Source organism: Bacillus cereus group sp. BfR-BA-01380, from assembly GCF_022663535.1.
GTDB classification, from domain to species: domain Bacteria; phylum Bacillota; class Bacilli; order Bacillales; family Bacillaceae_G; genus Bacillus_A; species Bacillus_A cereus_BB.
Genome location: NZ_JAKUFS010000002.1, coordinates 37,211 through 62,005, shown reverse-complemented (window position 1 = coordinate 62,005; position 24,795 = coordinate 37,211). Strand labels below are relative to the sequence as shown.

Here is a 24,795-nt window from a genome sequence, read left to right as displayed (position 1 = left end):
CCTATAACACCTTATTATAAAAACACGACTTTTCTCCTGTATGACAAGCTACACCTACCTGCTGAACAACTATCATAATAGAATCTTGATCACAATCTAAATATAGTGATTTAACGTACTGAATATGTCCCGATGTTTCCCCTTTATTCCACAAACTTCTTCGTGAGCGCGAATAAAACCACGTCGTTTTTGTCTCTACTGTTTTTTCATACGCTTCTTCATTCATATAGGCTAACATCAATACATCTTTTGTACCCTCTTCAATCACAACAGCTGGCAATAACCCTTTTGAGAAATCTGGTTTCACAATCTCACCTCAATTTGCGCTTTTTGTAACTTTTGTTTCGTTTCTTGAATCGTTGCCTCGCCGTAATGAAAAATCGAAGCTGCCAACGCGGCATTTGCCGATGTTCGCTGAAAAACTTCGGCAATATGTTCAATTGATCCACATCCTCCCGAAGCAATTACGGGAATACCAACTGCTTTTGAAACTGTTTCTGTTAAAAATAAATCATAGCCATCTTTTGTTCCATCTGCATCCATACTCGTTAACAATAATTCACCTGCCCCCAAGCATTCCACACGCTTTGCCCATTCGACTACATCCATTTCTGTATCAATGCGTCCTCCATTCACATACACATTCCATTTGTTTTCCACGCTCTTTCTGGCATCAATTGCAACAACTATACATTGAGAGCCAAATTGTTCTGCTCCCTCTTGGATTAATGCCGGTCTTTGCACTGCCGCTGAATTTAATGAAACTTTATCTGCACCTGCACGAAGTAATCCATACATATCTTGAACAGACGAGATTCCGCCTCCAACTGTAAGAGGAATAAATACTTGATTTGCTGTACGTTCTACAACATCAATCATGGTTTTCCGATCTTCGTATGTTGCCGTAATATCTAAAAATACAAGTTCATCCGCACCTGCTTCGTTGTATGCAGCAGCGATTGCAACAGGATCCCCAACATCTTGTAATCCTACAAAATTGACTCCTTTTACAACGCGACCATTTTTCACATCTAAACACGGAATAATTCGCTTCGTTAACATGCCCCTGTCACCTGCAATGCTTCTTCTAACATAACTTTTTTATCATATAATGCTTTCCCTATAATCGCGCCATATAAGTCCATATCCTGTAACTTCTCAACATCAGCAAGAGAACTCACACCACCAGAAGCAACAATTTGAAGCGAAACCTCATCTTTTAATTTTTGTAATTGTTCGAAATTTGGACCTGTAAGCGTTCCATCTCTAGAAATGTCAGTAAAAATAAGTGTCTGTACACCTACTTCCTCCATTTCCTTTGCTAGTTGTATATAAGACATTTCAGACACATCTAGCCATCCTCGCGTTGCTACATACCCATTTTTAGCATCAATTCCAACAATAATTTTGCCTCCATATAAACGAACTGCCACTTCTAGAAATATACGATCATACAGTGCTGACGTTCCAAGAATTACTTTCATCACTCCAACTGATAAAAGTGTTTCAATCGCAGCAATCGAACGAATCCCTCCTCCAACTTGCACTGGAATTCGCACTGCCTTGCAAATATCTTCAATGACAGAAAGATTCTCTGAACGACCAGCAACTGCGCCGTCTAAATCGACAATGTGCAATGCACGTGCACCAAGTTGTTCAAATAACAATGCCTGTGCAACAGGGTTTTCATTCATGACTGTTTCTTGTTGAAATTTCCCTTGATATAAACGGACGCAACGACCATTTTTCACATCAATAGCTGGGAAGATTTTCATTTTTCTATAACCTCCTTAAAATTTCGTAATATTCGAATTCCTATTTCCCCACTTTTTTCAGGGTGAAACTGAGCTCCGAATACATTTTCTTTCGCAACAAGACCTGGTACGAAAACACCGTACTCACTCCCACCAACTACAACTTCAATTGGACATTGTGCATAATAAGAATGAACATAATAAACGAAGGAGTCCTCTTCTATTTCATTCCATAAAGGATGCTTCGTTTTCTTTTGTAATTGATTCCATCCCATGTGCGGAATTTTATGCGCTACATTTAATTTCCTTACTGCCCCTGGAAGCAATCCTAACCCTTTTGTTCTTTCAATCTCTTCACTTTCTTCAAATAAAAGCTGCATGCCTAAACAAATACCAAGCAGTGGTTTTCCTGCATAAGCAACCTTTTGTAAAACAGAAATAAGTCCTTTTTCTTCTAAACAACGCATCGCTCTTGGAAACGCACCAACTCCTGGCAAAATAACACCTTTGCTATTTACAATTGCTTCTGCTTCATCTGTTACAATATACGCAGCTCCAATATGCCTTAATGCTTGCTCGACACTCCGGATATTACCCATTCCATAATCTACAATTGCAATCAAATTACAACAGTCCTTTCGTAGAATTTACCCCGATAATTTTTTCGTTTTTCTCGGTAGCATCACAGAGTGCACGTCCAAACGCTTTAAAGAGCGCTTCAATTTTGTGATGCGTGTTGCTTCCATATATAACGCGTGCATGTAATGTTATATTCGCCGCATGAGCAACTGCCCGAAAAAATTCTGCTGCTAACTCCGTATCAAAGTCACCAAGCTTTGGATTTGTAAATTCACCATTAAATACGAGATGTGACCTTCCGCTTATATCAACTGCAACAAACCCTAACGCTTCATCCATTGGTACATAAGCTGTACCGTAACGATTAATCCCCGCTTTATCACCAAGTGCTTCTTTCAAACAATTCCCAAGAACAATCCCAACATCTTCTACTGTATGATGGGCATCAATATACACATCACCATCAGCTTCAATTTGCAATCCAAAACGACCATGCTTTGCAAATAAAGTCAACATATGATCAAAAAAACCAACTCCTGTTTGAATGGAAACTTCTTGATTGCCATCTAATTGCAGTGCTACAGAAATTTTTGTTTCCGCTGTACTTCTCATTTGTTTTGCAGCGCGCATCACTTGTTCCCTCCCTTAAAACGAATCTCAATTGCTCTCGCATGAGCTTGTAATCCTTCTTTTTCTGCTAGATTGACAATATGATGTTGCACCTTTCCAAGAGCCTCTTTTGTATAAAATAAAAAGCTCGATTTTTTAATAAAATCATCAACAGATAACGGGGAAAAGAACCTTGCTGTTCCGCTCGTTGGTAACACATGATTCGGACCTGCCATATAGTCACCTAATGGCTCCGGCGTATATGGACCTAAAAATATAGAGCCTGCATGTTGAATAGACGAAAGAGCTGTCATTGGTTCTTTTATGTGCAGTTCTAAATGTTCCGGCGCTATTTCATTTGAGAGCTGAAACGCTTGTTCCAACGACTCTACGACAAGAATTGCTCCGTTTCTGTTAATAGATTCACGAGCTATTTCACTTCTTGGGAGATTCAGCAATTGTTTTTCTATTTCCCGTTTCACTTCCTGTGCTAATTCCAAACAAGTTGTGATACAAATTGCAGTTGCTCGTATGTCATGTTCTGCTTGTGATAATAAATCAGCCGCAATATATGCTGCATTTCCCGTTTCATCAGAAATAACAACAATTTCGGACGGACCAGCAATCATATCGATATGAACGGAACCAAATACTTCTCGCTTTGCTAATGCAACATATATATTTCCTGGCCCTACAATCTTATCAACACGTGGAATCGATTCTGTTCCGTATGCTAACGCAGCAATTGCTTGTGCTCCTCCTACTGTATACACCTCATCAACCCCAGCAACTTTTGCCGCTGCTAAAATATGTGGATCTACTCCTCCACGATTCGGCGGTGTTACCATGACAATTTTATTGACGCCCGCAATTTTTGCGGGCAAAACATTCATAAGAACAGATGATGGATATACTGCCGTTCCCCCTGGTACATACACGCCAACGGTTTGCAGCGGCCTAACAACTTGCCCTCTAATAACCCCTTCTTCTGTATCAATAAATGCCTGTCTTTTTTGCTTTTCGTGGTATGAAATAATATTATTCTTTGCTTCTTGCAATGCTGCTAAAAAGGCTGGTTCGACACGTCTATACGCGAGTTCCAGTTCTTCTTCCGAAACTTGAAATTGAGTCAACTCTACTCCATCAAAAGCCTTTGTATATGAAAAAAGTGCTTCATCTTTCTTCTCCTTTACACTTACAACAATTTTCTTCACATCTTGTTGAATCGTTTCTTCTACTGTGTTTGCTTGTTCTCTTAGCCGTTTTACCTTACATAAAATATTTGAATAATCCTCATATATAATTTCCATCTTTCCGCCTCCTTTCGTTCTTTTCTGCTACAACACCCTCTATCTTATTTATAACATTGAATATTTCGTCTTTTTTCATTTTTAAAGATGCTTTGTTTACAATTAAGCGTGCTGAAATATCGCAAATTTCTTCAAATACGAGTAACCCATTTTCTTTCAACGTTTGTCCTGTTTCTACAATATCGACAATTGCATCTGCTAACCCTAGTAAAGGAGCAATTTCAACAGAACCTTCTATTTTAATAATCTCTACATCTTCTCCCTTCTTATGAAAATATGCAGAAGTAATATTCGGATACTTTGTTGCAATTCTCTTTTTGTTATAACCATTTGGGCGATACGACAAAGTGGAAGCAACGCAAATTTTACAACACCCTACCCCTAAATCAACCATTTCATATACGTCATTCTCATATTCAAGTAAAATATCTTTCCCAACAATCCCAATATCCGCGATACCATGCTCGACATATGTTACGACATCCACTGCCTTTACAAGAATAAATGAAACTTTTGAGTTCGTACTTTGAAATACGAGCTTCCTTCCTTTATCTTTTAGCTCTTGGCAATCAATACCAATTTGTTCAAACAATGAGATTACATGTTTTTCTAATCTTCCTTTCGTTAACGCAATTTGAATGTTACGCATGAGGATTCTCCTTTTTTCCGCATGATCCATTTCCCTTTCCAAACATACTGGGTTAAAGTATCTCCTGATACATCAATTACCGTTTTTACATCAAGTGTTCTTGCAAATTGAAATGTATCTTGTAAATTTTCTAACATAGACAGTTCTGCTTTTATACCATCTTTCCTAAATAAAATACGTAATTTCTCTGCTTCTGAAATCATATCTAACGAATAATATATGAGAGCATCCACTTGTTTTTGATATGAAGTTTCCTTCTGCTCTTGTAAAGTGCGTACAATTTGATTTACTTGTATTGCTAACCCTACTGCAGATAGAGACTCGCCAAAATTCCCAATCAGTTCATCATATCTCCCGCCGCTGACAATCTCTTCGCCAATATCACATATATATCCACGAAAGATTACACCCGTATAATAATGAAGATGTTGAATCATCCCCAAATCAATAGAAATATACCCACCATACCCAAGACGTTCCATGTTTTCATATATATTTTTAATCCGTGCAATGGCTCGCTTCATCTCTTTACTTACAGCAAGCTTCTCAGCTTCTTCAATCACTTCTAACCCACCAAATAAACGAGGTAACTTTTGTAATAATTGTACCGTTTCATCTTGCATATCTAACTGCTTTTCTTGGAGAAAATGGGACAAAGCAGCATAATTTTTACTCTCAATATATTCTCGCAATGTGTATTCATCTTCTTCTCGTAAAGACAATTTTTTCACGATAGATTTATAGAGTTCCACTTGGCCAATTTCAATTTTAAATGATTGAATACCAACTGATTGCAAAGCGACAATTGTGCTCACAATACACTCAATTTCAGCGCGTATATTATCGATACCAACAATCTCAATTCCAGTTTGTGTAATTTCATTATATTTGCCTGATAAAGATTCATTTGCCCGAAAAACATTTCCACTATAGGTTAATTTCAAAGGAGCTTCCATTCTTTTTGTTCCGATTACACGAGCTAGTGGAATTGTCATATCAGGTCTAAGAACGAGGATGCGCCCCTCAGAATCAAAAAACTTATACATCTTCTCCTCGTCAATAGGACGATTTTGAAATGCAAATACATCATAAAATTCAATCATAGGTGTCCGGATTTCTTCGTATCCTCTCTCAATAAATGTACGTCTTAACCTTTGTTCAGTTTCCTCCATTAATGTACATTCTTGAAACAAAAAATCTCTTGTTCCATTTGGATTGGCTCGTTTCCATTTTTTCATCATCACACCTCTACTTTTTTGACACATGTATACAAAAAATCTACAAAGATAACATATTTAATACCCTTCTCTTATATGTCCCTTATTCATTTCTTTAGCCACATTTCACTTGATGCGGGATAAATAATTACTCATACACTCACAACATAGCGCTTAGAAAACGAAAAAAGAGCTATGTAGATAAAAATACCTACATAGCTCTTTGGAGAATGTAGGTACAACAGGAATAACCCTTGTACCTACACGTTTTTTCACGCTAGGTTCAAGGGTTTATGTATGATGATGTTGTGTAAATAAAATGACTGATTGGAAAGTAAACATTGTCATTACTCCCTTTCTCCTCTTAGTTTTAAGTCAGTATACTACCGATAAAACAGAAAGTAAAGAATATTCTTTACTTTCTATAATTGTTTCATTTCATATTCTACAATTTTCTGTTCGTATTGAAGTGTAACCCCAATATCATCTAAACCGCTTAACAACTTTTCTTTCCACATGCGTTCAATAGAAAAAGAAAAGCTGTGCTCAGGAGTTGTTATCATTTCATTCTCTAAATCTATTTCTATTATCGCTTGCGGTGCTACAGATGCAAGATGCTCACGAGCTTCTTTTGTCATAACAATAGGGAGAATTCCATTTTTCATACAGTTCATATAAAAAATATCTGCAAAACTCCCTGCAATAATAGCCCGAAATCCGTAATCCGCAAGAGCCCACGGGGCATGTTCTCTAGAAGATCCGCAACCGAAGTTTTCTCCTGTAATTAAAATCGTAGCTCCTTTTCGCTCAGGAGCGTTCAGCGGAAATGCAAGGTTTTCTTGACGGTTATCTAAATAACGCCATTCATCAAATAAAAACTCTCCAAATCCTGTTCTTTCAATCCGTTTTAAATATTGCTTCGGAATGATTTGATCGGTATCGATATTATCATGCATCAATGCTACAACTTTCCCTTTATGCATATGAAATGGCTCCATCGTAGTTCTCCTTTCTCACATCAACAAAATAACCGTAAATTGCAGCGGCTGCAGCCATAGCCGGGCTAACGAGATGTGTTCTTGCTCCCTTTCCTTGCCTTCCTTCAAAATTCCGGTTCGAAGTAGAAGCACAATGTTCACCTTCTGGCACTTGATCTGGATTCATGCCAAGACACATTGAACATCCAGGTTCTCGCCACTCAAATCCCGCATCTTCAAAAATAAGATGTAACCCTTTTTTCATTGCTGCATCTCTCACTTGTTTTGATCCAGGGACAACAAGAGCTCGCACCCCTGTTTTCACCTTCCTCCCTCTCACAACCGCAGCAGCAATTTCTAGATCAGACAACCGGGAATTTGTACAAGAACCAATAAACACGTGTTGGATTGGAATATCCGTTACGCGCCTACCTGCTTGAAGACCCATATATGCATAGGCACGTTCATCATTTTTGTCATTTGCCGGCGGGAGTACTTCATCAATGCGAAGCCCCATTCCTAGATTGGTACCCCATGTTACGTACGGCGCCAAATGTTTCACATCAACTGTAAGGACTGTGTCATACACCGCATTTTCATCCGTGTATAATTCACGCCATTTTCCCACTTCTTGTTCAAACTCTTTCGGTGCATATTGTCGCCCTCTTACATAAGCAAACGTCGTTTCATCCGGAGCAATCATGCCTGCTTTTGCTCCTCCTTCAATCGCCATATTACAAAGCGTCATTCGTTCTTCCATTGTCATTTTTTGTACAGCATCTCCATAGAACTCCATCACATGTCCTGTTCCAACAGAAACACCGTATGTAGCAAGTAAATGTAAAATAATATCTTTCGCATATACACCTTTTGGCAATGTTCCTTTTAATTCTACTCCCATCGCTTTCGGCTTCCGTTGCCATAAAGTTTGGGTCGCTAATACATGTTCAACCTCACTCGTACCAATCCCAAACGCCAGCGCACCAAACGCTCCATGTGTCGCTGTATGACTATCCCCGCACACAATTGTTTTTCCCGGTTGTGTTAATCCAAGTTCTGGCCCAATCACATGTACAATTCCTTGTGCTTCATCTCCTATATCTGCTAATCGCACATGAAATTGTTCGCAATTATGACGAAGCGTATCCATTTGTTGTTTTGCGATGCCATCTGTAACGTTCCACACATCCTTTGTCGGTACATTATGATCCATTGTCGCAAACGTTAAATCCGGACACCTCACAGTTCGCTTTGCAAGCCGCAAGCCCTCAAAGGCTTGCGGTGATGTTACTTCATGAACGAGATGAAGATCAATATATAATAAATCCAATCCATTCTCATCTGTTGCTACAACATGCCGTTCCCAAAGTTTATCTAGTAGTGTCTTTCCCATTATCGCCATCTTCCCACTAGTGCCTGCTCTTCCATCGCTTGTAATACATACTTTGTAAACGAAGTTGTTGTTTCATTCCCGCCTAAATCTGCAGTACATTTTCCAGAACAAAGAACTGTAGAAATGGCTTCTTCAATTGCTTCTCCTTCTTTTCTTAACCCAAATGATTGCCCAAGCATCATTGCGACCGAACGAAGCATTGCGATAGGATTTACTTTATCTTTCCCAGCAATATCTGGCGCTGATCCATGAATTGGCTCATAAAGAGACGGACCATTCTCCGCATGACTTGCAGACGGTAACATTCCTAATGAACCTGCTAATACAGATGCTTCATCACTTAAAATATCGCCAAATAAATTTTCTGTAACGATCACATCAAATCGTCTTGGATTACGAATGAGTTCCATTGCGGCAGCATCTACTAATAAATGTTCTAACTCTACCTCTGGATGGCGCGCTGCTACTTCTTCTGTTACTTGCCGCCATAGTTTACTAGACTCTAAAACATTCGCCTTATCAATAGAAGTTACTTTTTTTCGACGTTTTCTCGCTAATTGAAATGCATAGGAAACAATTCGTTCTACTTCACGTCGATGATAAGTAAGTGTATCCGTTGCTACTTCTTCTGTCCGCTCTTTCGGAAACGAAAAATAGATTCCACCTGTTAATTCACGAACGACAACAAAATCAACTTGCCCCGTTTCTTTTAGCGGTGATAAGTGCGCTGTTGTTTCTTCTACAGAAACTGGCCGAACGTTTGCAAAAACACCTAACCCTTTTCTCAGTGTAAGAAGTCCTTGTTCAGGACGTTCTTTTGCATCATCCCAATACGGTCCTCCAACTGCACCTAGTAATACTGCATCACTTGCTAAGCACGCTGTTAATGTGCGGGGCGGAAGCGGCTGGCCGGATACATCAATTGCTGCTCCTCCAAACAATTCATCTTGCAAATAAAAATCATGACCGTATAGCCTTTCTACCATCTCTAGCACTTGTTTTGCACTAGTCATAATTTCTGGCCCAACTCCATCACCAGCTAAACAAACGATTCGTTTTTCCATCTTCAGGCACTCCTTTACGATTTTGTAAGTGATCGTAATGCTTTTAATTTCCCAGCTGCATATACGTAAGCACGAGCCGAAGCTTCTAATACATCTTGCGCTACGCCAAAACCAGAAACTTGATGCCCATCTTCTTTCAATTCAACATGAACATGAGCTAATGCATCTTGTCCTTGTGTAATCGATTGAATACGATAGTCAGCGAGCTCACATTGTAAATGAAGAATTCTTTGAATTGCATTATAAATCGCTTCAATGCTACCAGCTCCAGTCGCAGCATCCTCCAGCTCATTCCCCTCAGTATCTTCTAAGCAGACGGTTGCACTTTGAATACTGCTTGATACAAAATGAACTTGCAATTGTTTAATATCATACTGCTGCTTAGCAAATGCAGTTTCCCCTAATACAAGCGCCCGTAAATCTTCTTCTGTAATTTCTTTCTTTCGATCTGCTAACCGTTTAAAAGCACGAAATGCTAAGTCCCTCTCTTCTTCTGTAAAATCATAACCTAACTCTCTCATTTTCTCTGTAAAAGCGTGGCGTCCGGAATGTTTCCCAAGTACAAATTGATTTCGTTCTTCTCCTACGAGAGAAGGTGAAATAATCTCATAAGTAGATGCTTCTTTTAAAACCCCATCTTGATGAATACCAGATTCATGGGCAAACGCATTGGCACCAACAATTGCTTTATTTTTTGGAACAACCATACCCGTTAACCGACTTACAAGTGTACTCGCCGCTTTAATTTCCTTTAATTGTATGGAAGATGACGCCCCGTAGTAATCGTTTCGAATATGGAGTGCAACTGCAATTTCTTCGAGAGCAGCATTACCAGCGCGTTCTCCGATGCCATTAATCGTTCCTTCGACTTGAAGTGCACCGCCTTCAATTGCCGCTAATGAGTTGGCTACTGCCATGCCAAGATCATCGTGACAATGACAAGAGAAAATAGCTTTCTCATAAGAGAGAACATATTCTCCCAAATATTGGAAAAGAGAATAATATTCTTCTGGATTTGTATATCCTACTGTATCAGGAATATTAATTACATCCGCTCCAGCGCGAATCGCAACTTCTACAGCTTCCGCTAAAAAAGAAGGGGGTGTTCGCGTTGCATCTTCTGCGGAAAACTGCACCGCTGGAAATAATGATTTCCCAAGTTTTACAGAACGATAAATTGTATCTAACACTTCATCCTTTGACATACGGAGCTTATATTTCATATGAATATCGCTCGTTGCGAGAAATACATGTAACCGAGGAGATACGCCTCCTTTTAACGCTTCATATGCAGTACGAATATCACTTTCCTTAGCACGAGCCAGACTCATAACAGAAGCATTTTGAATTACTTCAGCAATACGTTTCACCGACTGGAAATCACCTTCGGAAGCGGACGCAAAGCCCGCCTCCATCACGTGAATTCCAAGCCTCTCTAACTGCCTTGCAACTTGTAATTTTTCTTGTTCATTTAAGTTTACTCCAGGTGATTGCTCCCCATCGCGAAGCGTCGTATCCATGAACAAAATTTGCTTCATATTACTTAACCTCCATTTTCACTCTCGGTTTCACAAATGGCATCATCTCACGCAATTGGCGGCCCACCACTTCAATTTGATGTGCATTCTCCTCTGCATTCATTGCATGGAAGTTTTGTCTTCCTGCCTTATGTTCCGTAATCCAGCCTCTAGCAAATGTTCCATCTTGAATGTCTTTTAATACTTCTTGCATCGCTTGCTTCGTATGCTCTGTTACAACACGCGGCCCCGATACAAAATCCCCCCACTGCGCTGTATCCGAAACTGAATAGCGCATATTTTCTAATCCACCTTCATACATAAGATCGACAATTAGCTTTAGTTCATGTAAACATTCAAAATAGGCAAGTTCCGGTTGATAACCAGCTTCTACTAATGTTTCAAAACCTGCTTTCACAAGTGCTGTTGCACCTCCGCAAAGCACTGCTTGCTCTCCAAATAAATCTGTTTCTGTTTCTTCTTTAAATGTTGTTTGCAGTACACCAGCGCGAGTTGCCCCAATTCCATCTGCATACGATAGCGCTTTTTCATAAGCCGTTCCTGTTGCATCTTGGTAAACTGCAAATAATGCTGGTACAGCCCCGCCCTCTACAAATGTGCGGCGTACAAGATGCCCCGGCCCTTTTGGTGCTACAAGGAATACATCTACATCTTCCGGTGGTGTAATTTGATTAAAATGAACGTTAAACCCATGAGCAAACACAAGAGCATTTCCTTCTTGCAAATTTGGTGCAATTTCTGCTTCATATACTTCCGGCTGTAGTTCATCTGGAAGCAATACCATTACAACATCTGCTAGTTTTGTAGCTTCGGCAACTTTATATACAGAAAATCCATCTTCTTTCGCCTTTTCCCATGACTTTCCTTGACGAAGACCTACAACAACATCAAAACCGTTATCACGTAAATTTTGCGCATGAGCATGACCTTGAGACCCATAACCAACAACTGCTACTTTCTTTCCATTTAATACATTTACCGTTACATCCTTTTCATAATAAACTTTCGCCATTTTCTTTCTCCTCCTATATTTTAAAAATTAATGAATTAACATTACTTGTTGTTTATCTTGCTTTTTCATACTTCTTGTAAAAGCTGTTACTCCTGTCCTTGCAATTTCTTTTAAACCGTATGGGCGTAACAATTCAATCAGCGCTTCTACTTTTTCTTGCGTTCCTGTTACTTGAACGACGATGGAATCCTTTCCAACATCTATAACAGCAGCGCGAAATGGTTCAATTAAGCTATACAATTCGGATCTAGAAGCAATAGACGTAGACACTTTAATGAGCGCAAGTTCTCTTGCAATCATTGCTTCTTCTGTAATATCAGATACTTTTAATACATCAATTTGTTTATGAAGCTGTTTAATAAGCTGTTCGACTTGCTGGATATTTTCAACATGAACAACAAATGTCATTCTTGAAGTATGAGATGATTCTGTATGGCCTACTGAGATACTTTCAATATTAAATTGCCTCCTCGCCATCACACCTGTAATCCGATTTAAAACTCCGCTTTGATTTCGAACTGTCGCTGTCACAATCCGTTTCACTATTCCACCCCCTCCATTTGATGAATACCTTTCCCCGGTGCAACCATAGGCATAACTTTTTCAGATTGTAAAACGCGGCAATCAATTAGCACCGGCTCTTGTAAATTCAGCGCTTCTTTGAATTGTTCTTTTGCTGTTAATGGATTTTCAATGCGGACTCCTTTTATTCCATATGCATGGGCTAACATGACGAAGTCCGGTTGACAAGAAAGGACCGAATGTGAATAACGCTGATTATAAAACTCATCTTGCCATTGCCGCACCATCCCAAGTGCTTTATTGTTTAAAATAAGGACTTTCACAGGGAGGGAATGTTCCTTTAAAACACTTAATTCTTGTAATGTCATTTGAAAGCCAGCATCACCTACAATTGCTACAACGAGTTCATTTGGCTCGGCAAATTGTGCGCCAATCGCAGCTGGCAAACCAAACCCCATCGTTCCAAGACCTCCTGATGTAATCCACTTATCAGGTTGTTTTAATTTATAATATTGTGCAGCCCACATTTGATGCTGTCCAACATCCGTCGTTATAATCGCATTTCCCTTTGTAACTTCATAAAGCATTTCGATTGCCGCTTGTGGTTTTAACATTTGTGAATCGTCTTTATAACAAAACGGATAACGACTCTTTCTTCTTTGCAAAAGTTCTAGCCATTCTTTATGATTGTGTTTCTCCCCTTTACACGCTAATAACGCTTCTAAAGCATGCTTAGCACTTGCGACAATTGGAATTTCTGTTGCAACGTTTTTTCCAATTTCCGCAGGATCAATATCAATATGGGCTACCGTTGCTTCCTTTGCAAAATACGTTAAATTACCTGTGAGACGATCATCAAAACGCGCCCCTATATTTATTAACAAATCGCATTCATACAAAGCCATATTTGCTGCATATGAACCATGCATCCCCCCCATTCCTAAAAACAATGGATCATCCGCTGGAAATCCACCAAGACCAAGCAATGTATGAACAACCGGGAGGTGGTACATTCGAGCAAATGTAGTTAATTCATTTGCCGCTTTGGCATGAAGTACACCAGCACCTGCTAAAATAAGTGGTTTCTTTGCCGTTTCAATTGCTTGTAACAGCTTTGTAATTTGCAGTTGATTCGGATGATAATTCGGATGGTATCCAGGTAAATCCATCTGGACATCGCTGCATCGCTCTCCAGTTTCTACAACCATATTTTTCGGAAGATCAATGACGACCGGACCTGGTCTACCTGTTGCTGCAATATGAAATGCCTCTTTCACAATTCTTGGTAAATCCGAAACATTTCGCACTTGATAATTATGCTTTGTGACAGGCATTGTAAGTCCGATTACATCCGCTTCTTGAAAGGCGTCACTCCCTATGAGCGTTGTTGCAACTTGACCAGTAAATACAACAAGCGGTAAAGAATCCATCATCGCATCTGCTAAGCCAGTAATGACATTTGTCGCTCCTGGCCCGCTCGTAGCAATTACAACACCAGGCTTTCCAGTGATTCTTGCATACCCTTCTGCAGCATGGATTGCTCCTTGTTCATGCCGCGTTAAAATATGAGGAATTTCACAATCGTAAAGCGCATCATATAGCGGCAAAACAGCTCCTCCTGGATAGCCAAAAATGACTTCTACCTTCTCCTTTCTAAGCGCATGTAACAATAACTGTGCACCGGTTGCCATTTTCTCTTCCGTTTTTGAAGACATCGTTTTGAGAAACCTCCTTTATGAAATACATATATAAATAAAAAAGTCTTTCGCCCACACTTCAGCTATATGCTGAAGGGACGAAAGACTTCGTGGTACCACCCTTCTTTGCAAGAAAGATTCTTGCCTCAGTGACTCTAATAGAATCAAGCTAATAACGGAGCTACCGTCCAAACCTAGACAAGTGCTTCAGTTTGGCACTCAAGGGCGATGTTCGTCAACGTGAACCATCGGTTTCCACCAACCACCGACTCTCTGTGAGGCTTCACAATCAACTACTCCTCCCTATCAACGCTTTATCCATCCGTAAACGGAAGTTTCACTTTATACTTTCATAATTCCTCCCGTGTTTGCCGAAGTAACAAGCTTTGCATATCGTGCTAAATAGCCAGTTTTCACTTTCGGTTCTGGAGAAATAAATTGTTTTTTTCGCTCTTCTAATACTTCGTTAGAAATTTCCCAATGAATACGGCCATCTTTTAAATTAATGATGATTGGATCACCGTCTTTCACATATGCAATTGGTCCTCCTTCAGCTGCTTCTGGTGATACATGCCCAATCGCGATCCCCCTTGTTGCTCCGGAGAAGCGTCCGTCGGTAACCAATGCAACCTTTGTTCCAAGTCCTCTTCCAACGATTGCTGATGTTGGAGCTAACATTTCCGGCATACCAGGTCCGCCTTTCGGGCCTTCATAGCGGATAACCACAACATGTCCTTCTTTCACAATACCACTATGAATTGCTGCGACCGCTTCATCATGGGAATCAAAGCAAATCGCTTCACCAACAAATGAAGTAACCGATTCATCAATCGCTCCAACTTTTAGGACCGAACCATCAGGTGCTAAATTACCAAAGAGAATCGATAATCCACCCGTTTTACGATAAGGCCGCTCTTTCGGACGAATTACTTTTTCATCTAAAATTTTTCCATCTTCTACTGTTTCATAAATGCTTTTCCCTGTAATTGTAATGCGCTCAGAATGAATTGCCCCTGGAATTTGTGAAAGCTCCTTAATAATAGCAGCCACCCCACCCGCTTCATGTACATCATGCATAGAATAATGAGAAGCTGGGCTAATTTTCGCCAAGTATGGAACGCGCTTTGCAATATCATTAATACGCTGCAAATCATAATCAATTCCAGCTTCATTCGCGATGGCTAACATATGTAAAACGGTATTTGTCGATCCGCCCATCGCCATATCTAATGCAAAAGCATCATCAATTGCTTCTTTCGTAATAATGTCACGCGGCTTTATGTCACGCTTAATTAAATCCATTAAATGAAACGCAGCTTGACGAATTAAATTATGTCGTTCTTCACTTGTTGCCACAATCGTTCCATTTCCAGGAAGTGCAACACCGAGCATTTCCATAATGGTATTCATAGAATTTGCTGTAAACATCCCTGAACAAGAACCACACGTTGGACATGCTGATTTTTCCATATCAATCAGCTGCTCTAAACTTAACTTCCCTGATTTATGAGCGCCAACCCCTTCAAATACAGATGCTAATGAAAGAGGGGTTCCGTCTTTTGCTTTTCCAGCTTCCATCGGCCCTCCTGATACAAAAATAGAAGGAACATTCGTCCGAACAGATGCCATTAACATTCCTGGTGTAATTTTGTCACAATTCGGCATAAACATAACTCCGTCAAACCAATGAGCTTGAATTACAGTTTCTGCTGCATCTGCAATAATCTCCCGGCTCGGAAGTGAATAGCGCATTCCAATATGTCCCATTGCAATTCCGTCATCAACACCGATTGTATTAAATTCAAAAGGAACACCTCCCGCCCCGCGAATGGCAGCTTTCGCTACATCAGCAAGATCCCTTAAATGAATATGACCTGGAACAATATCTATATATGAATTACAAATTGCAATAAATGGTTTATGAAAATCTTCTTCTTTAACGCCTGCTGCATGAAGCAAACTTCGATGCGGCGCCCGGTCAATCCCTTGTTTAATCATATTGCTTCGCATCGGTTACTCTCCTATCAACTTACTTTATTTTCTTCATAAATTTTTTCACCATCTTCTACAACAAGCTTACGGAATTCTTCTAATAAATGATTTGTATGTGTTCCTGGTTTCCCAGCACCAATTTCTCTTCCGTCAACCTTCGTCACCGCAATAACTTCAGCTGCTGTACCTGTTAAAAACACTTCATCCGCTACATACACATCATGACGAGTAAATAACTCTTCCCTTACGTCATAGCCAAGCTTCTTACCAATTTCCATAATCGCATTTCGCGTAATTCCTTCCAGTGCTCCCGCAGAACTTGGCGGCGTAATTAATTTATTGCCTTTTACAATAAATACATTGTCGCCTGAACCTTCTGCAACATACCCTTGTTCATTTAACATCAGCGCTTCCTGCACACCCGCAAGTTTCGCTTCAATTCTAACTAAAATATTATTTAAATAATTCAATGATTTCACTTGTGGTGTTAATACGTCTGGGCGATTCCGCCTTGTTGCAACGGTCACAACCGGAATACCCTTTTCGTAATATTCCGCTGGAAACAATGCTAGTTGTTCAGCAATTACAACGACACTTGGCTTTAAACACGAATCAGGATCCAAACCAAGATTTCCAGCCCCGCGTGATACAACTAAACGAATATACCCGTTGGATAATTGATTACGTCTTATTGTTTCAACGACAATATTGGTCACCTCTTCCAACGTATATGGAATTTCTAGTAAAATGGATTTTGCTGATTCGTACAGACGAATTAGGTGCTCCTTTAATCGAAAAACATTCCCGCTATAGACACGAATGCCTTCAAATACCCCATCGCCATATAAATATCCATGATCATAGACAGAAACTTTTGCCTCATCCTTTGGAACAAATTCTCCATTTAAGAAAATCCATTGCTCGTTCACTTAAAAGCGCCCCCTATTCCCTTGAATTTTTTATTGTTTCCTAGTTTACGCTCCCTTTTTAAATAAATCAAAGAAATTTTTGAAAATTTAAAATTTTTAAACTTAAGAACAACCTACTTTATATTGTTTCATCAACATTGTTAACGTTTACAAAATGTCAAAAAATATTTTTCGACATTTTCTTTAGCGAAAAATTATTTGTTTAAGAGAAGGATTTTTGTCTAAAGATGCGAATGTATTGTATTCAATAAACGGGCGTTCTATCTGTTTTTAGGAAAAAGAGGATTCATAAAGTGAGGTGGAAAAATAAAAAATAAAATTTGAGGATAACACTCATATTTTTTCCTTTTTACTCATAATCCTATTTTCAAAAATCATTTTGACAAATTCGAGGAGGCTAAATCATATGACATGTTTACAAATTAAAGGAACCAGACAAGAAGTAATGGAAATGCTTCAGCTATTTGATTTAATGAATACAAAAGGACTGTGTAAATTAGAGGATTATGTAGAATTACTTCCATACACAGAGCAAAATAAAACAACACAAAATCTGATGTATATTGCTTCTGTTGATGTACAATCAAATGATGATACGATGCAAGATGTGCAAAATGATCGTTTTGTATGTGATATGTTAACTGGAGTTTATAATGACTAGTTTATTTCTTCTTCTGCCACACGTGGGAACTCTTCTGCTAATTAGTGAATATTCTTCCGAAAAAGGAACATATTACTAGATGGCAGGAGGTGAATAACATGGCGAAAATTGGAGTAGAAAATACTTTAACAAACGTACAACAAGCATTACAGCAAAAGGGACATGACGTAGTCTCATTACAATCTGAAAGTGATGTACAAGGATGTGACTGCTGCGTTATCAGCGGTCAAGATTCTAACGTAGCGGGGATAAGTAATGCCGTGATAAAGGGATCTGTTATTGACGCAAGAGGATTAACAACCGATGAAATTTGTCAACAAGTCGAAAGTAGAATTTAATAAAGTGAATCTTTAATTAATAAGGACTCTTATAGAAAGCTTCACTTTATAAACCCATCATTCGCTCGAAGATGGGGACTTCTTTCAGAAATACATGAAAAGAAGGCTACCATTTTTTAAAAAAGTAGCCTTCTTTTTTTATATTTAACTAACGGGAAAGTAACATATACTGGATGAAAGCCCTACCTCTCTTTCATCATCACGGCTCCAACGACCGCTCCTGATACACTAGTATGTGGATACAGCTTACAAATACAAATCATCCTATACGTGATCACTAAAGTTGTTGGCATCATCACCCGATCTTTAGCAAGCCAGTGATTTGTATAAGTAAAGAATAACCAATATATACTAGTTGTAACCGAGACACGAAATCATATTATACCTCAATACAATATCATTGTCAATATTTTTCCCAAAATAAAAACAGACTAACAAATGAGCCTGTTTGTTAAAACTGCGCTTTTTCCTTTAGTACATACACAACAAATCCGCTCACTAACATACATAAACCGACAACAAAATTCTTGATGTTAATCATTTATACCTCTCCCTTGTTCTTTCATAAATCATCATTCTCTATATATTTCCATTCACTTTATATTCGTATCGTTTTTAAGCACACTTCAACTACTATACCATAATTTCCTTAAAATGCAAGTATCCTATTAAAGCTTATTTACCAATCTCTGCACTGCATTAGGCACTGTTTCCAATGCTTTTTCTACAAGGTGTGTACCACTATGTAAGTGCATTACTTGAACCCCTTTTGCCCCAACTACTAAAAATGCAACCGGATTAATGGAAACCCCAGCACCACTTCCACCTCCAAATGGATGTATGCTCTGCGCCTCTGTTTTTTGTCCATTCACATTAAAATCACTTCCGCCTGCTCCAAAACCAAAGGCAACTTTGGAAACGGTTAATATAATACTGCCATCTGCTGTTGATACCGGCCTTCCGACAATCGTATTAACGTCCACCATTTCTTTTAAATTTGCCATTGCTGTTTTCATTAAGTTTTCAATTGGATGTTGCGTCATAGAAACCACCTCTTTTTCCTATCAATTCCTTTTTATCGTTTCCAAAAACAATAAAGACATACCAATTTTTACAACTTAATATTTTTTAAAAATAGCTCTTCTCCCAAAAGTTACTTGAGCTAAAAGTATAGCTTACCGTTTGCGAACAATAGGATAAAGTGAAACTTTAATCAGTGGGGGATTTTTTTCATCCCCCACTGATTATTAGTTGAACCAATCGGGCTTTTACGAGCAGTTTATCTCCCACCTTACTTCTTAAGAAAAGCGGAAGTGGCTCGTTCAGAATGTGAGGGGGATGGAGCTTCTGACGTAGAGGTGTTTTTTACCTCTTAGGAAGAAGCGAAGCCACCGAACATTCTAGCCACTGGAGCTGGACATTGCTTTCGCCGAATTTTGAGGTGGGAGTATTACTGCCCAAGAATAGCGGGATAAAAAAACAAAAGTAGCTCATACTAAACATGAAGCTCTTTATGAAAGGAGATATCACATTGACTGATAAACACGAGGAACGTTATAGAGAAAACGAAGATCATTTTGAAGAAGAATATGCAACTGAAATTGCACCGAACGGTGTACCTTACACTGACAAAGAACGAGAAACGACAAAAACCGGCGGAGGAACAGCTGGATTTATCGCACTCGCTCTTGCTGTCTTATCTTTATTCACTTTTCCAGTACTCTTTGGACTTCTTTCTGTCCTACTTGGCATATATGCCTATAACCGCGGCGCTACTGTTACAGGTGGAATTGCTGCAATTATGGGCGGCATAGCGGCAATTGTCGCATTAATATTCCGAGCGGCTCTGATCGGTTTATTCTTCTCTCTTTTTTAAACACGATAAAGTGAAACTTTAATCAGTGGGGGATTCTCTTCATCCCCCACTGATTATTAGCATGACCAATCGGGATTTTACGGGCAGTTTATCTCCCACCTAACTTCTTAAGAAAAGCGGAAGCGGCTCGTTCAGAATGTGAGGGGGATGGAGCTTCTGACGTAGAGGTGTTTTTTACCTCGTAGGAAGAAGCGAAGCCACCGAACATTCTAGCCACTGGAGCTGGACAATAAAGAAATGCGGAAGTGGCTCGTTCAGAATGTAAGGGGGATGGAGCTTCTGACGTAGAGGTGTTTTTTACCTCGTAGGAAGAAGCGAAGCCACCGAACATTCTAGCCATTGGAGCTGGACAATACTTTCGCTGAATTTTAAGGTGGGAGTATTACTGCCCGCAAATAGCGGGATAACGCAAAGCTTCCGTCATAGAACATAATAAAAGGTATCTTGCTTCTTGCAAGATACCTTATCCTGTAAATACATCCTCAGATGGATAGCGAATTTTTTGTTTCGCTGGCCGAGCAAGTGAAAATACAAGTGTTAGCGGTCCAATTAATCCGCAAAACATAACAAACATAATCACACATTTTCCAAAAGCTGATAATTTAGCGGTAATCCCCATTGTTAATCCAACTGTTCCAAATGCTGAAATCGTTTCAAATAAGACTTCCATAAAACTAAAATTTTCAGTAAGCATTAATATAAATACTGCCACAAAAATTAAAAATTGACTGGCAATGACAATCGCCAATGCTCTCGTCACTGTCGACATTTTTATCGTACGACGAAATAAAACCAAATCTTCTTTTTTCTTGAAAAACGAAAGCACGGATGTAATTAAAATAACAAAAGTGGTAAGCTTAATACCGCCTCCAGTCGAAACGCTTCCTGCTCCAATAAACATAAGCACCATCGTAAAGAACAGTGTTGACTCTCCCATACTTCCGTAATCAATTGTATTAAATCCAGCTGTACGCGGTGTAATTGCTTGGAAGAAAGATGCCCACAACTTCTCACTAAGTGATAAAGGACCTAATGTTTTTGCGTTATTATACTCTAATACAAATATAATAAACATTGCAGCCACAATTAACACAATCGTACCAATAATCATGATTTTTGAATGCAGTACTAGTTTTCGAAAACTGCGGCTATACCATATATCAATGAGTACGGTAAAACCTAAACCACCGGTTACAATTAACGAACAAATACCAATATTAATAATAGGATCTCCAACATATCTCGTTAAATTATCTGGCCATAATGCAAAGCCGGCATTATTATAAGCAGCCACGACATGGAACAAGCTGTAATATAGTCCTTTTCCGAGTCCAAATTCAGGAACAAAGCGAATAGATAAAAATACAACACCTACTAATTCAATACAAATCGAGAAGAAAAACACCCGTTTTACTAATTTTACAAGCCCACCAATGTTCGTTTGATTTAACGCTTCTCCAATAAGAAGGCGATGACGCAGCCCTATCTTTTTACCTAACACCCAAACTATTAAAATAGCAATTGTCATTAAACCTAAACCACCGGTTTGTATAAGAAGCATAATGACAACTTGCCCAAATATTGTATAGGTACTATTTACATCCACTACACCTAATCCTGTTACAGTCGCAGCTGACGTCGCTGTAAAAAAAGCATCTACCCAGCTAACAGACGTTTTTGTTGAAATTGGTAATTTCAACAATATTCCCCCAACCATAATCAAAGCAAAAAAGCCAATTGCTAAAATTTGTGGTGGACTTAATCGTATAAAACGATCATTTAAGTCTCGTTTTTCTATTATTTTCATAGCACTAACTCCCTTAATCCGTCCTCCAAAATATGTAACATAGTTGAGCATAATCTTTTTTCTTATGAATTTCAACATTTATTTCCATATAAAAAAATAGAAAATTCCTAATTCCTTCACTCCAAGTTCACATTGAATTCACATTAGTCTTTTATAGTATAACTATCAAAGCTGTTCCTCCCTAATAATGAGACATCCCCAATGTCTCGAACAGCTTTCTGTCCCTAACTTAAATTGACATAAATTGTCCCCCTTCCTAGGCCATCTTTCAATGTAAAGATGGCTTTTTTTTATCCCGTTATTTGTGGGCAGTAATACTCCACCTCAAAATTCAGCGAAAGCATCGTCCAGCTCTAGCGGCTAGAATCTCCGGCCGTTTCGCCTTTCTTAAGAAGTTAGGTGGGAAATAAACTGCCCGTAAAAGCCCGATTGGTGAGGGCTGATAATCAGTGGGGGATGAAGAAAACCCCCACTGATTAAAGTTTCACTTTATCTCACTACTTATAATCCCTTCTGATATGTATAAATCTATTTTAAGTTTTCAACATATAATTCGCTGCTATGCAGAATACAACATGTCCTCTACTCATTGTTTTAAACCTCGCATGTGGCAGGAAAAGGCCCTGACCGTTTCTATGCACGGCCAGATGCTCTTGTCCCCCCCTAAAAGAAAGGGGGTTTTATGTCAATTTTTAAATTTGTATTTATATAAAAAAGAAGAAGTGAATATACTTCACTCCTTCCTTGATTTGCTGCCTTTTTTCGAACGATATTCTTTACCTTTATTATCATCACCAGCAATAAACTCTGTACCAAATTCCTGTTGATATTGTCCGGCTTTAGGTGCTCCTTGATTGCCGCTCCCTTTACTACCATTACGATTCGTCATACAACTTCCTTCCCTTCTTTATCATAATATTGCTAGTATGCTTCGTTTCATTAAAAATACACTTGAAAAGCCTTCGCGTGATCGCGAAGGCTTTGACGTAACGAAACGATTCCCTTATGCAGAATACATAAAATGATTTATACTAGATTAACTTTTGTGAAATAGAAATCATAACCATTATTTCCTCTTCAGATAAAGTAGAAAATCGTTCTTTCAAATACAACTTGTTCTGCTTTTCCATCTCAGCTACTAACTCTTTTCCTTTATCAATAATCTCCAAATACACGACACGGCGATCTGATGTACTACGCGAACGCGTTACGAGTCCTTTTTTTATTAATTTTTCTGCAACAGCCGTAATATGACTATTCGATACATTCAATTCATTCGCAACACGAGAAACCATTTCCTTTTGGTTTCGATTTAAAATACGCAACACAAGAAATTCATTCCACGGAATATAATCCTCAAAAATTTTATTCATATCATTACGAAATGTACGAAACATAGCAAAAAAATTTGTCGACAAATTCTCGATTAACAACTGGCGATTATTAACCATTTTATACAGCACCCCTATGTATTTAATATAGTTAAATAAAAACATTATGAACTATATTAACGTACTTTTTAAATTTTGTCATCCACTTTATTTGGAAATTCATGTATCTTACCTTCATTGTTTGGAAATAGATGATAAAGGTTGCTTTTAAAAAATGCTGTGCATTTGATCAGCGTGAAAACAGGGTGCTTCTAAGCACCCTGTTTTCATTTTATCCGGCTATTCGTAGGCAGTAAGACCCCCACGACTGATGGAAGTTTCACTTTATTCCTTATACTCAAATTCCCTCCAAAATGTTACAATAGAAAAAGTTAATTATTCCCAAAAACAGAGGGGGGATTAAATGAAAGAGCCAGAAGAACAGTTCTCAAATTTAAATTTAAAAGAAAAAATACTTGTAATTAGTGCAATCAGCTTATTAATTCTACTCCCGTTTGCTCTTATCTTTTTTGTTTATGTTGGTGTCTTCCACCTTACCGGGGTCGAATATACATCTCGAACAGTCCTTCTTCTCTTTTTTATATTACTTACTGTTTTAGACCTCTTTACTAGTTTTGGAATTAATTCATGTAAATTATTTTTCAAGGCCACATTGAACAGCATGCCAAAATGGCTCTCTTTTCTTCTGCTTGCCATGTTAGAAATTTCTTTTGACTGGATTACCTTTCATATTGCAGATGAGTGGATAGATGATGTTACTATTTCTAATACAGCAGAGCTATTAATTGTGTTGTTCTTTTTTATACTCGACAAAATATGGCTTACCGATAAAAAGGAAAAGTAATTTTACAAGCTTTCCACAAAAAAACTTGATACAATATGAGAAAATATAGAAAGGAGTGTAATGTATGACATTACAACAATGGTTTGAAAAAGGAATGTCCTTTGATACATATGTAAATAATATGAAAGTAAACCAATTCGAATTACTTCACATTTACAATAACTTCTTAATTCCTAATGAACTCCTTCCAATTTTAGAAACACGCCAAAAGGACAACTTAAAGGTTATCGTTTTAACCGCAGATTGGTGCGGTGATGCCCTTCTTTGCGTACCCATTATAAAACGCATTTGCGAAGTTGCTGGCATTGAGATGAGCTTACTCATTCGCGATGATCATTTAGAGTTAATGGATCAATATTTAACAAATGGTACAGCACGTGCAATTCCAATTTTTATTTTTACCGATCAAGATGGGAATGAACAAGCAGTATGGGGACCTCGAGCACCAAAAGTACAAGAGTTGGTTACCTCTATGCGTGCAACACTTCCTAATAAAGAAGATCCAGGGTTCGAAGAAAAACAGCAAAACATGTATGCAGAATTCCGTAAAACATTAGCTTCTGACACAGCAATTTGGGAGCACGTCATGAAAAATATAATAGAAAAAATAGCAAAATAAAAAACTGCCAATTGGCA

The 24,795-nt window shown here is 38.6% G+C and carries 27 protein-coding genes and 1 other annotated feature; of the genes, 5 read left to right on the top strand and 22 right to left on the bottom strand.

Annotated elements, in window-relative coordinates:
• Position 1: 1 nt before the first annotated feature.
• The 17 genes from hisI to ilvE form a co-directional block, all read right to left on the bottom strand.
• Entirely contained in the window at positions 2–307 is a 306-nt protein-coding gene (gene hisI, locus MR076_RS02120) for a phosphoribosyl-AMP cyclohydrolase (RefSeq protein ID WP_242217136.1), read from the bottom strand.
• The gene (gene hisF / locus MR076_RS02115) at positions 304–1,062 is read right to left on the bottom strand and encodes an imidazole glycerol phosphate synthase subunit HisF (RefSeq protein WP_242217135.1); all 759 of its coding nucleotides are present in this window, start codon (positions 1,060–1,062) and stop codon (positions 304–306) included. Before hisF ends, hisI begins: the two co-directional genes overlap by 4 nt.
• Positions 1,056–1,775, bottom strand: coding sequence for a 1-(5-phosphoribosyl)-5-[(5-phosphoribosylamino)methylideneamino]imidazole-4-carboxamide isomerase (hisA, locus tag MR076_RS02110; protein ID WP_242217134.1), 720 nt, complete (start codon positions 1,773–1,775; stop codon positions 1,056–1,058). Before hisA ends, hisF begins: the two co-directional genes overlap by 7 nt.
• Complete coding sequence (hisH, locus tag MR076_RS02105; protein ID WP_242217133.1) at positions 1,772–2,377, bottom strand: imidazole glycerol phosphate synthase subunit HisH; 606 nt, start codon at positions 2,375–2,377, stop codon at positions 1,772–1,774. Before hisH ends, hisA begins: the two co-directional genes overlap by 4 nt.
• 1 nt (position 2,378) lies before the next feature.
• Positions 2,379–2,963: an imidazoleglycerol-phosphate dehydratase HisB gene (gene hisB, locus MR076_RS02100; protein ID WP_242217132.1), complete on the bottom strand. Its 585-nt coding sequence runs from the start codon at positions 2,961–2,963 to the stop codon at positions 2,379–2,381.
• Positions 2,963–4,252, bottom strand: coding sequence for a histidinol dehydrogenase (hisD, locus tag MR076_RS02095; RefSeq protein WP_242217131.1), 1,290 nt, complete (start codon positions 4,250–4,252; stop codon positions 2,963–2,965). Before hisD ends, hisB begins: the two co-directional genes overlap by 1 nt.
• On the bottom strand, positions 4,236–4,901 hold the full coding sequence (gene hisG / locus MR076_RS02090; protein ID WP_242217130.1) for an ATP phosphoribosyltransferase: 666 nt from the start codon (positions 4,899–4,901) through the stop codon (positions 4,236–4,238). The genes hisD and hisG overlap by 17 nt, the downstream gene beginning before the upstream one ends.
• Positions 4,877–6,139, bottom strand: a complete 1,263-nt coding sequence (gene hisZ / locus MR076_RS02085) for an ATP phosphoribosyltransferase regulatory subunit (protein ID WP_242217127.1) — start codon at positions 6,137–6,139, stop codon at positions 4,877–4,879. Before hisZ ends, hisG begins: the two co-directional genes overlap by 25 nt.
• A gap of 401 nt (positions 6,140–6,540) precedes the next feature.
• Positions 6,541–7,116, bottom strand: a complete 576-nt coding sequence (gene leuD, locus MR076_RS02080; protein ID WP_242217126.1) for a 3-isopropylmalate dehydratase small subunit — start codon at positions 7,114–7,116, stop codon at positions 6,541–6,543.
• Positions 7,094–8,488, bottom strand: coding sequence for a 3-isopropylmalate dehydratase large subunit (gene leuC, locus MR076_RS02075; RefSeq protein WP_242217124.1), 1,395 nt, complete (start codon positions 8,486–8,488; stop codon positions 7,094–7,096). The genes leuD and leuC overlap by 23 nt, the downstream gene beginning before the upstream one ends.
• Complete coding sequence (gene leuB, locus MR076_RS02070) at positions 8,488–9,552, bottom strand: 3-isopropylmalate dehydrogenase (protein WP_242217122.1); 1,065 nt, start codon at positions 9,550–9,552, stop codon at positions 8,488–8,490. Before leuB ends, leuC begins: the two co-directional genes overlap by 1 nt.
• 14 nt (positions 9,553–9,566) lie before the next feature.
• Positions 9,567–11,090 carry a 2-isopropylmalate synthase gene (locus MR076_RS02065; RefSeq protein ID WP_242217120.1) on the bottom strand — a complete coding sequence of 508 codons (1,524 nt, stop codon included), beginning with the start codon at positions 11,088–11,090 and terminating at the stop codon, positions 9,567–9,569.
• A gap of 1 nt (position 11,091) precedes the next feature.
• On the bottom strand, positions 11,092–12,102 hold the full coding sequence (gene ilvC, locus MR076_RS02060) for a ketol-acid reductoisomerase (RefSeq protein ID WP_242217118.1): 1,011 nt from the start codon (positions 12,100–12,102) through the stop codon (positions 11,092–11,094).
• A gap of 27 nt (positions 12,103–12,129) precedes the next feature.
• Positions 12,130–12,645, bottom strand: a complete 516-nt coding sequence (gene ilvN / locus MR076_RS02055; protein WP_242217117.1) for an acetolactate synthase small subunit — start codon at positions 12,643–12,645, stop codon at positions 12,130–12,132.
• The gene (gene ilvB, locus MR076_RS02050) at positions 12,645–14,339 is read right to left on the bottom strand and encodes an acetolactate synthase large subunit (RefSeq protein ID WP_242217115.1); all 1,695 of its coding nucleotides are present in this window, start codon (positions 14,337–14,339) and stop codon (positions 12,645–12,647) included. Before ilvB ends, ilvN begins: the two co-directional genes overlap by 1 nt.
• 73 nt (positions 14,340–14,412) lie before the next feature.
• Positions 14,413–14,640: a binding site (T-box leader), on the bottom strand.
• Positions 14,641–14,663: 23 nt separating this feature from the next.
• Entirely contained in the window at positions 14,664–16,331 is a 1,668-nt protein-coding gene (ilvD, locus tag MR076_RS02045; protein ID WP_242217113.1) for a dihydroxy-acid dehydratase, read from the bottom strand.
• Between the two features lie 14 nt (positions 16,332–16,345).
• A complete protein-coding gene (ilvE, locus tag MR076_RS02040) occupies positions 16,346–17,242 on the bottom strand; it encodes a branched-chain-amino-acid transaminase (protein WP_242217111.1) in 897 nt (298 codons plus the stop codon).
• Between the two features lie 406 nt (positions 17,243–17,648).
• On the opposite strand from ilvE, the gene MR076_RS02035 reads away from it, so the two are divergent.
• Together MR076_RS02035 and MR076_RS02030 are read left to right on the top strand one after the other, a co-directional pair.
• Entirely contained in the window at positions 17,649–17,903 is a 255-nt protein-coding gene (locus MR076_RS02035) for a DUF3911 family protein (RefSeq protein WP_242217109.1), read from the top strand.
• 98 nt (positions 17,904–18,001) lie between these two features.
• Complete coding sequence (locus MR076_RS02030) at positions 18,002–18,241, top strand: YkuS family protein (RefSeq protein ID WP_242217107.1); 240 nt, start codon at positions 18,002–18,004, stop codon at positions 18,239–18,241.
• A 451-nt stretch (positions 18,242–18,692) separates the two neighbouring features.
• On the opposite strand, the gene MR076_RS02025 is transcribed toward MR076_RS02030, so the two are convergent.
• Both MR076_RS02025 and ytfJ read right to left on the bottom strand, forming a co-directional pair.
• On the bottom strand, positions 18,693–18,782 hold the full coding sequence (locus tag MR076_RS02025) for a hypothetical protein (RefSeq protein WP_020063024.1): 90 nt from the start codon (positions 18,780–18,782) through the stop codon (positions 18,693–18,695).
• A 127-nt stretch (positions 18,783–18,909) separates the two neighbouring features.
• A complete protein-coding gene (ytfJ, locus tag MR076_RS02020; protein WP_242217106.1) occupies positions 18,910–19,284 on the bottom strand; it encodes a GerW family sporulation protein in 375 nt (124 codons plus the stop codon).
• A gap of 470 nt (positions 19,285–19,754) precedes the next feature.
• On the opposite strand from ytfJ, the gene MR076_RS02015 reads away from it, so the two are divergent.
• Positions 19,755–20,117 (top strand): imidazole glycerol phosphate synthase, encoded by a 363-nt coding sequence (locus MR076_RS02015; RefSeq protein WP_242217104.1) that lies wholly within the window; start codon positions 19,755–19,757, stop codon positions 20,115–20,117.
• 463 nt (positions 20,118–20,580) lie between these two features.
• On the opposite strand, the gene MR076_RS02010 is transcribed toward MR076_RS02015, so the two are convergent.
• From MR076_RS02010 to MR076_RS02000, 3 genes are all read right to left on the bottom strand, one after another.
• Positions 20,581–21,924, bottom strand: coding sequence for a TrkH family potassium uptake protein (locus tag MR076_RS02010; RefSeq protein ID WP_242217102.1), 1,344 nt, complete (start codon positions 21,922–21,924; stop codon positions 20,581–20,583).
• Between the two features lie 733 nt (positions 21,925–22,657).
• Positions 22,658–22,813 carry an imidazoleglycerol-phosphate dehydratase gene (locus tag MR076_RS02005; RefSeq protein WP_242217100.1) on the bottom strand — a complete coding sequence of 52 codons (156 nt, stop codon included), beginning with the start codon at positions 22,811–22,813 and terminating at the stop codon, positions 22,658–22,660.
• Between the two features lie 142 nt (positions 22,814–22,955).
• Positions 22,956–23,375, bottom strand: coding sequence for a MarR family winged helix-turn-helix transcriptional regulator (locus MR076_RS02000; protein WP_242217098.1), 420 nt, complete (start codon positions 23,373–23,375; stop codon positions 22,956–22,958).
• 343 nt (positions 23,376–23,718) lie between these two features.
• On the opposite strand from MR076_RS02000, the gene MR076_RS01995 reads away from it, so the two are divergent.
• The gene (locus tag MR076_RS01995) at positions 23,719–24,159 is read left to right on the top strand and encodes a YrvL family regulatory protein (protein WP_242217096.1); all 441 of its coding nucleotides are present in this window, start codon (positions 23,719–23,721) and stop codon (positions 24,157–24,159) included.
• Positions 24,160–24,223: 64 nt separating this feature from the next.
• On the top strand, positions 24,224–24,778 hold the full coding sequence (locus tag MR076_RS01990; protein ID WP_242217094.1) for a thioredoxin family protein: 555 nt from the start codon (positions 24,224–24,226) through the stop codon (positions 24,776–24,778).
• Positions 24,779–24,795 lie beyond the last annotated feature (17 nt).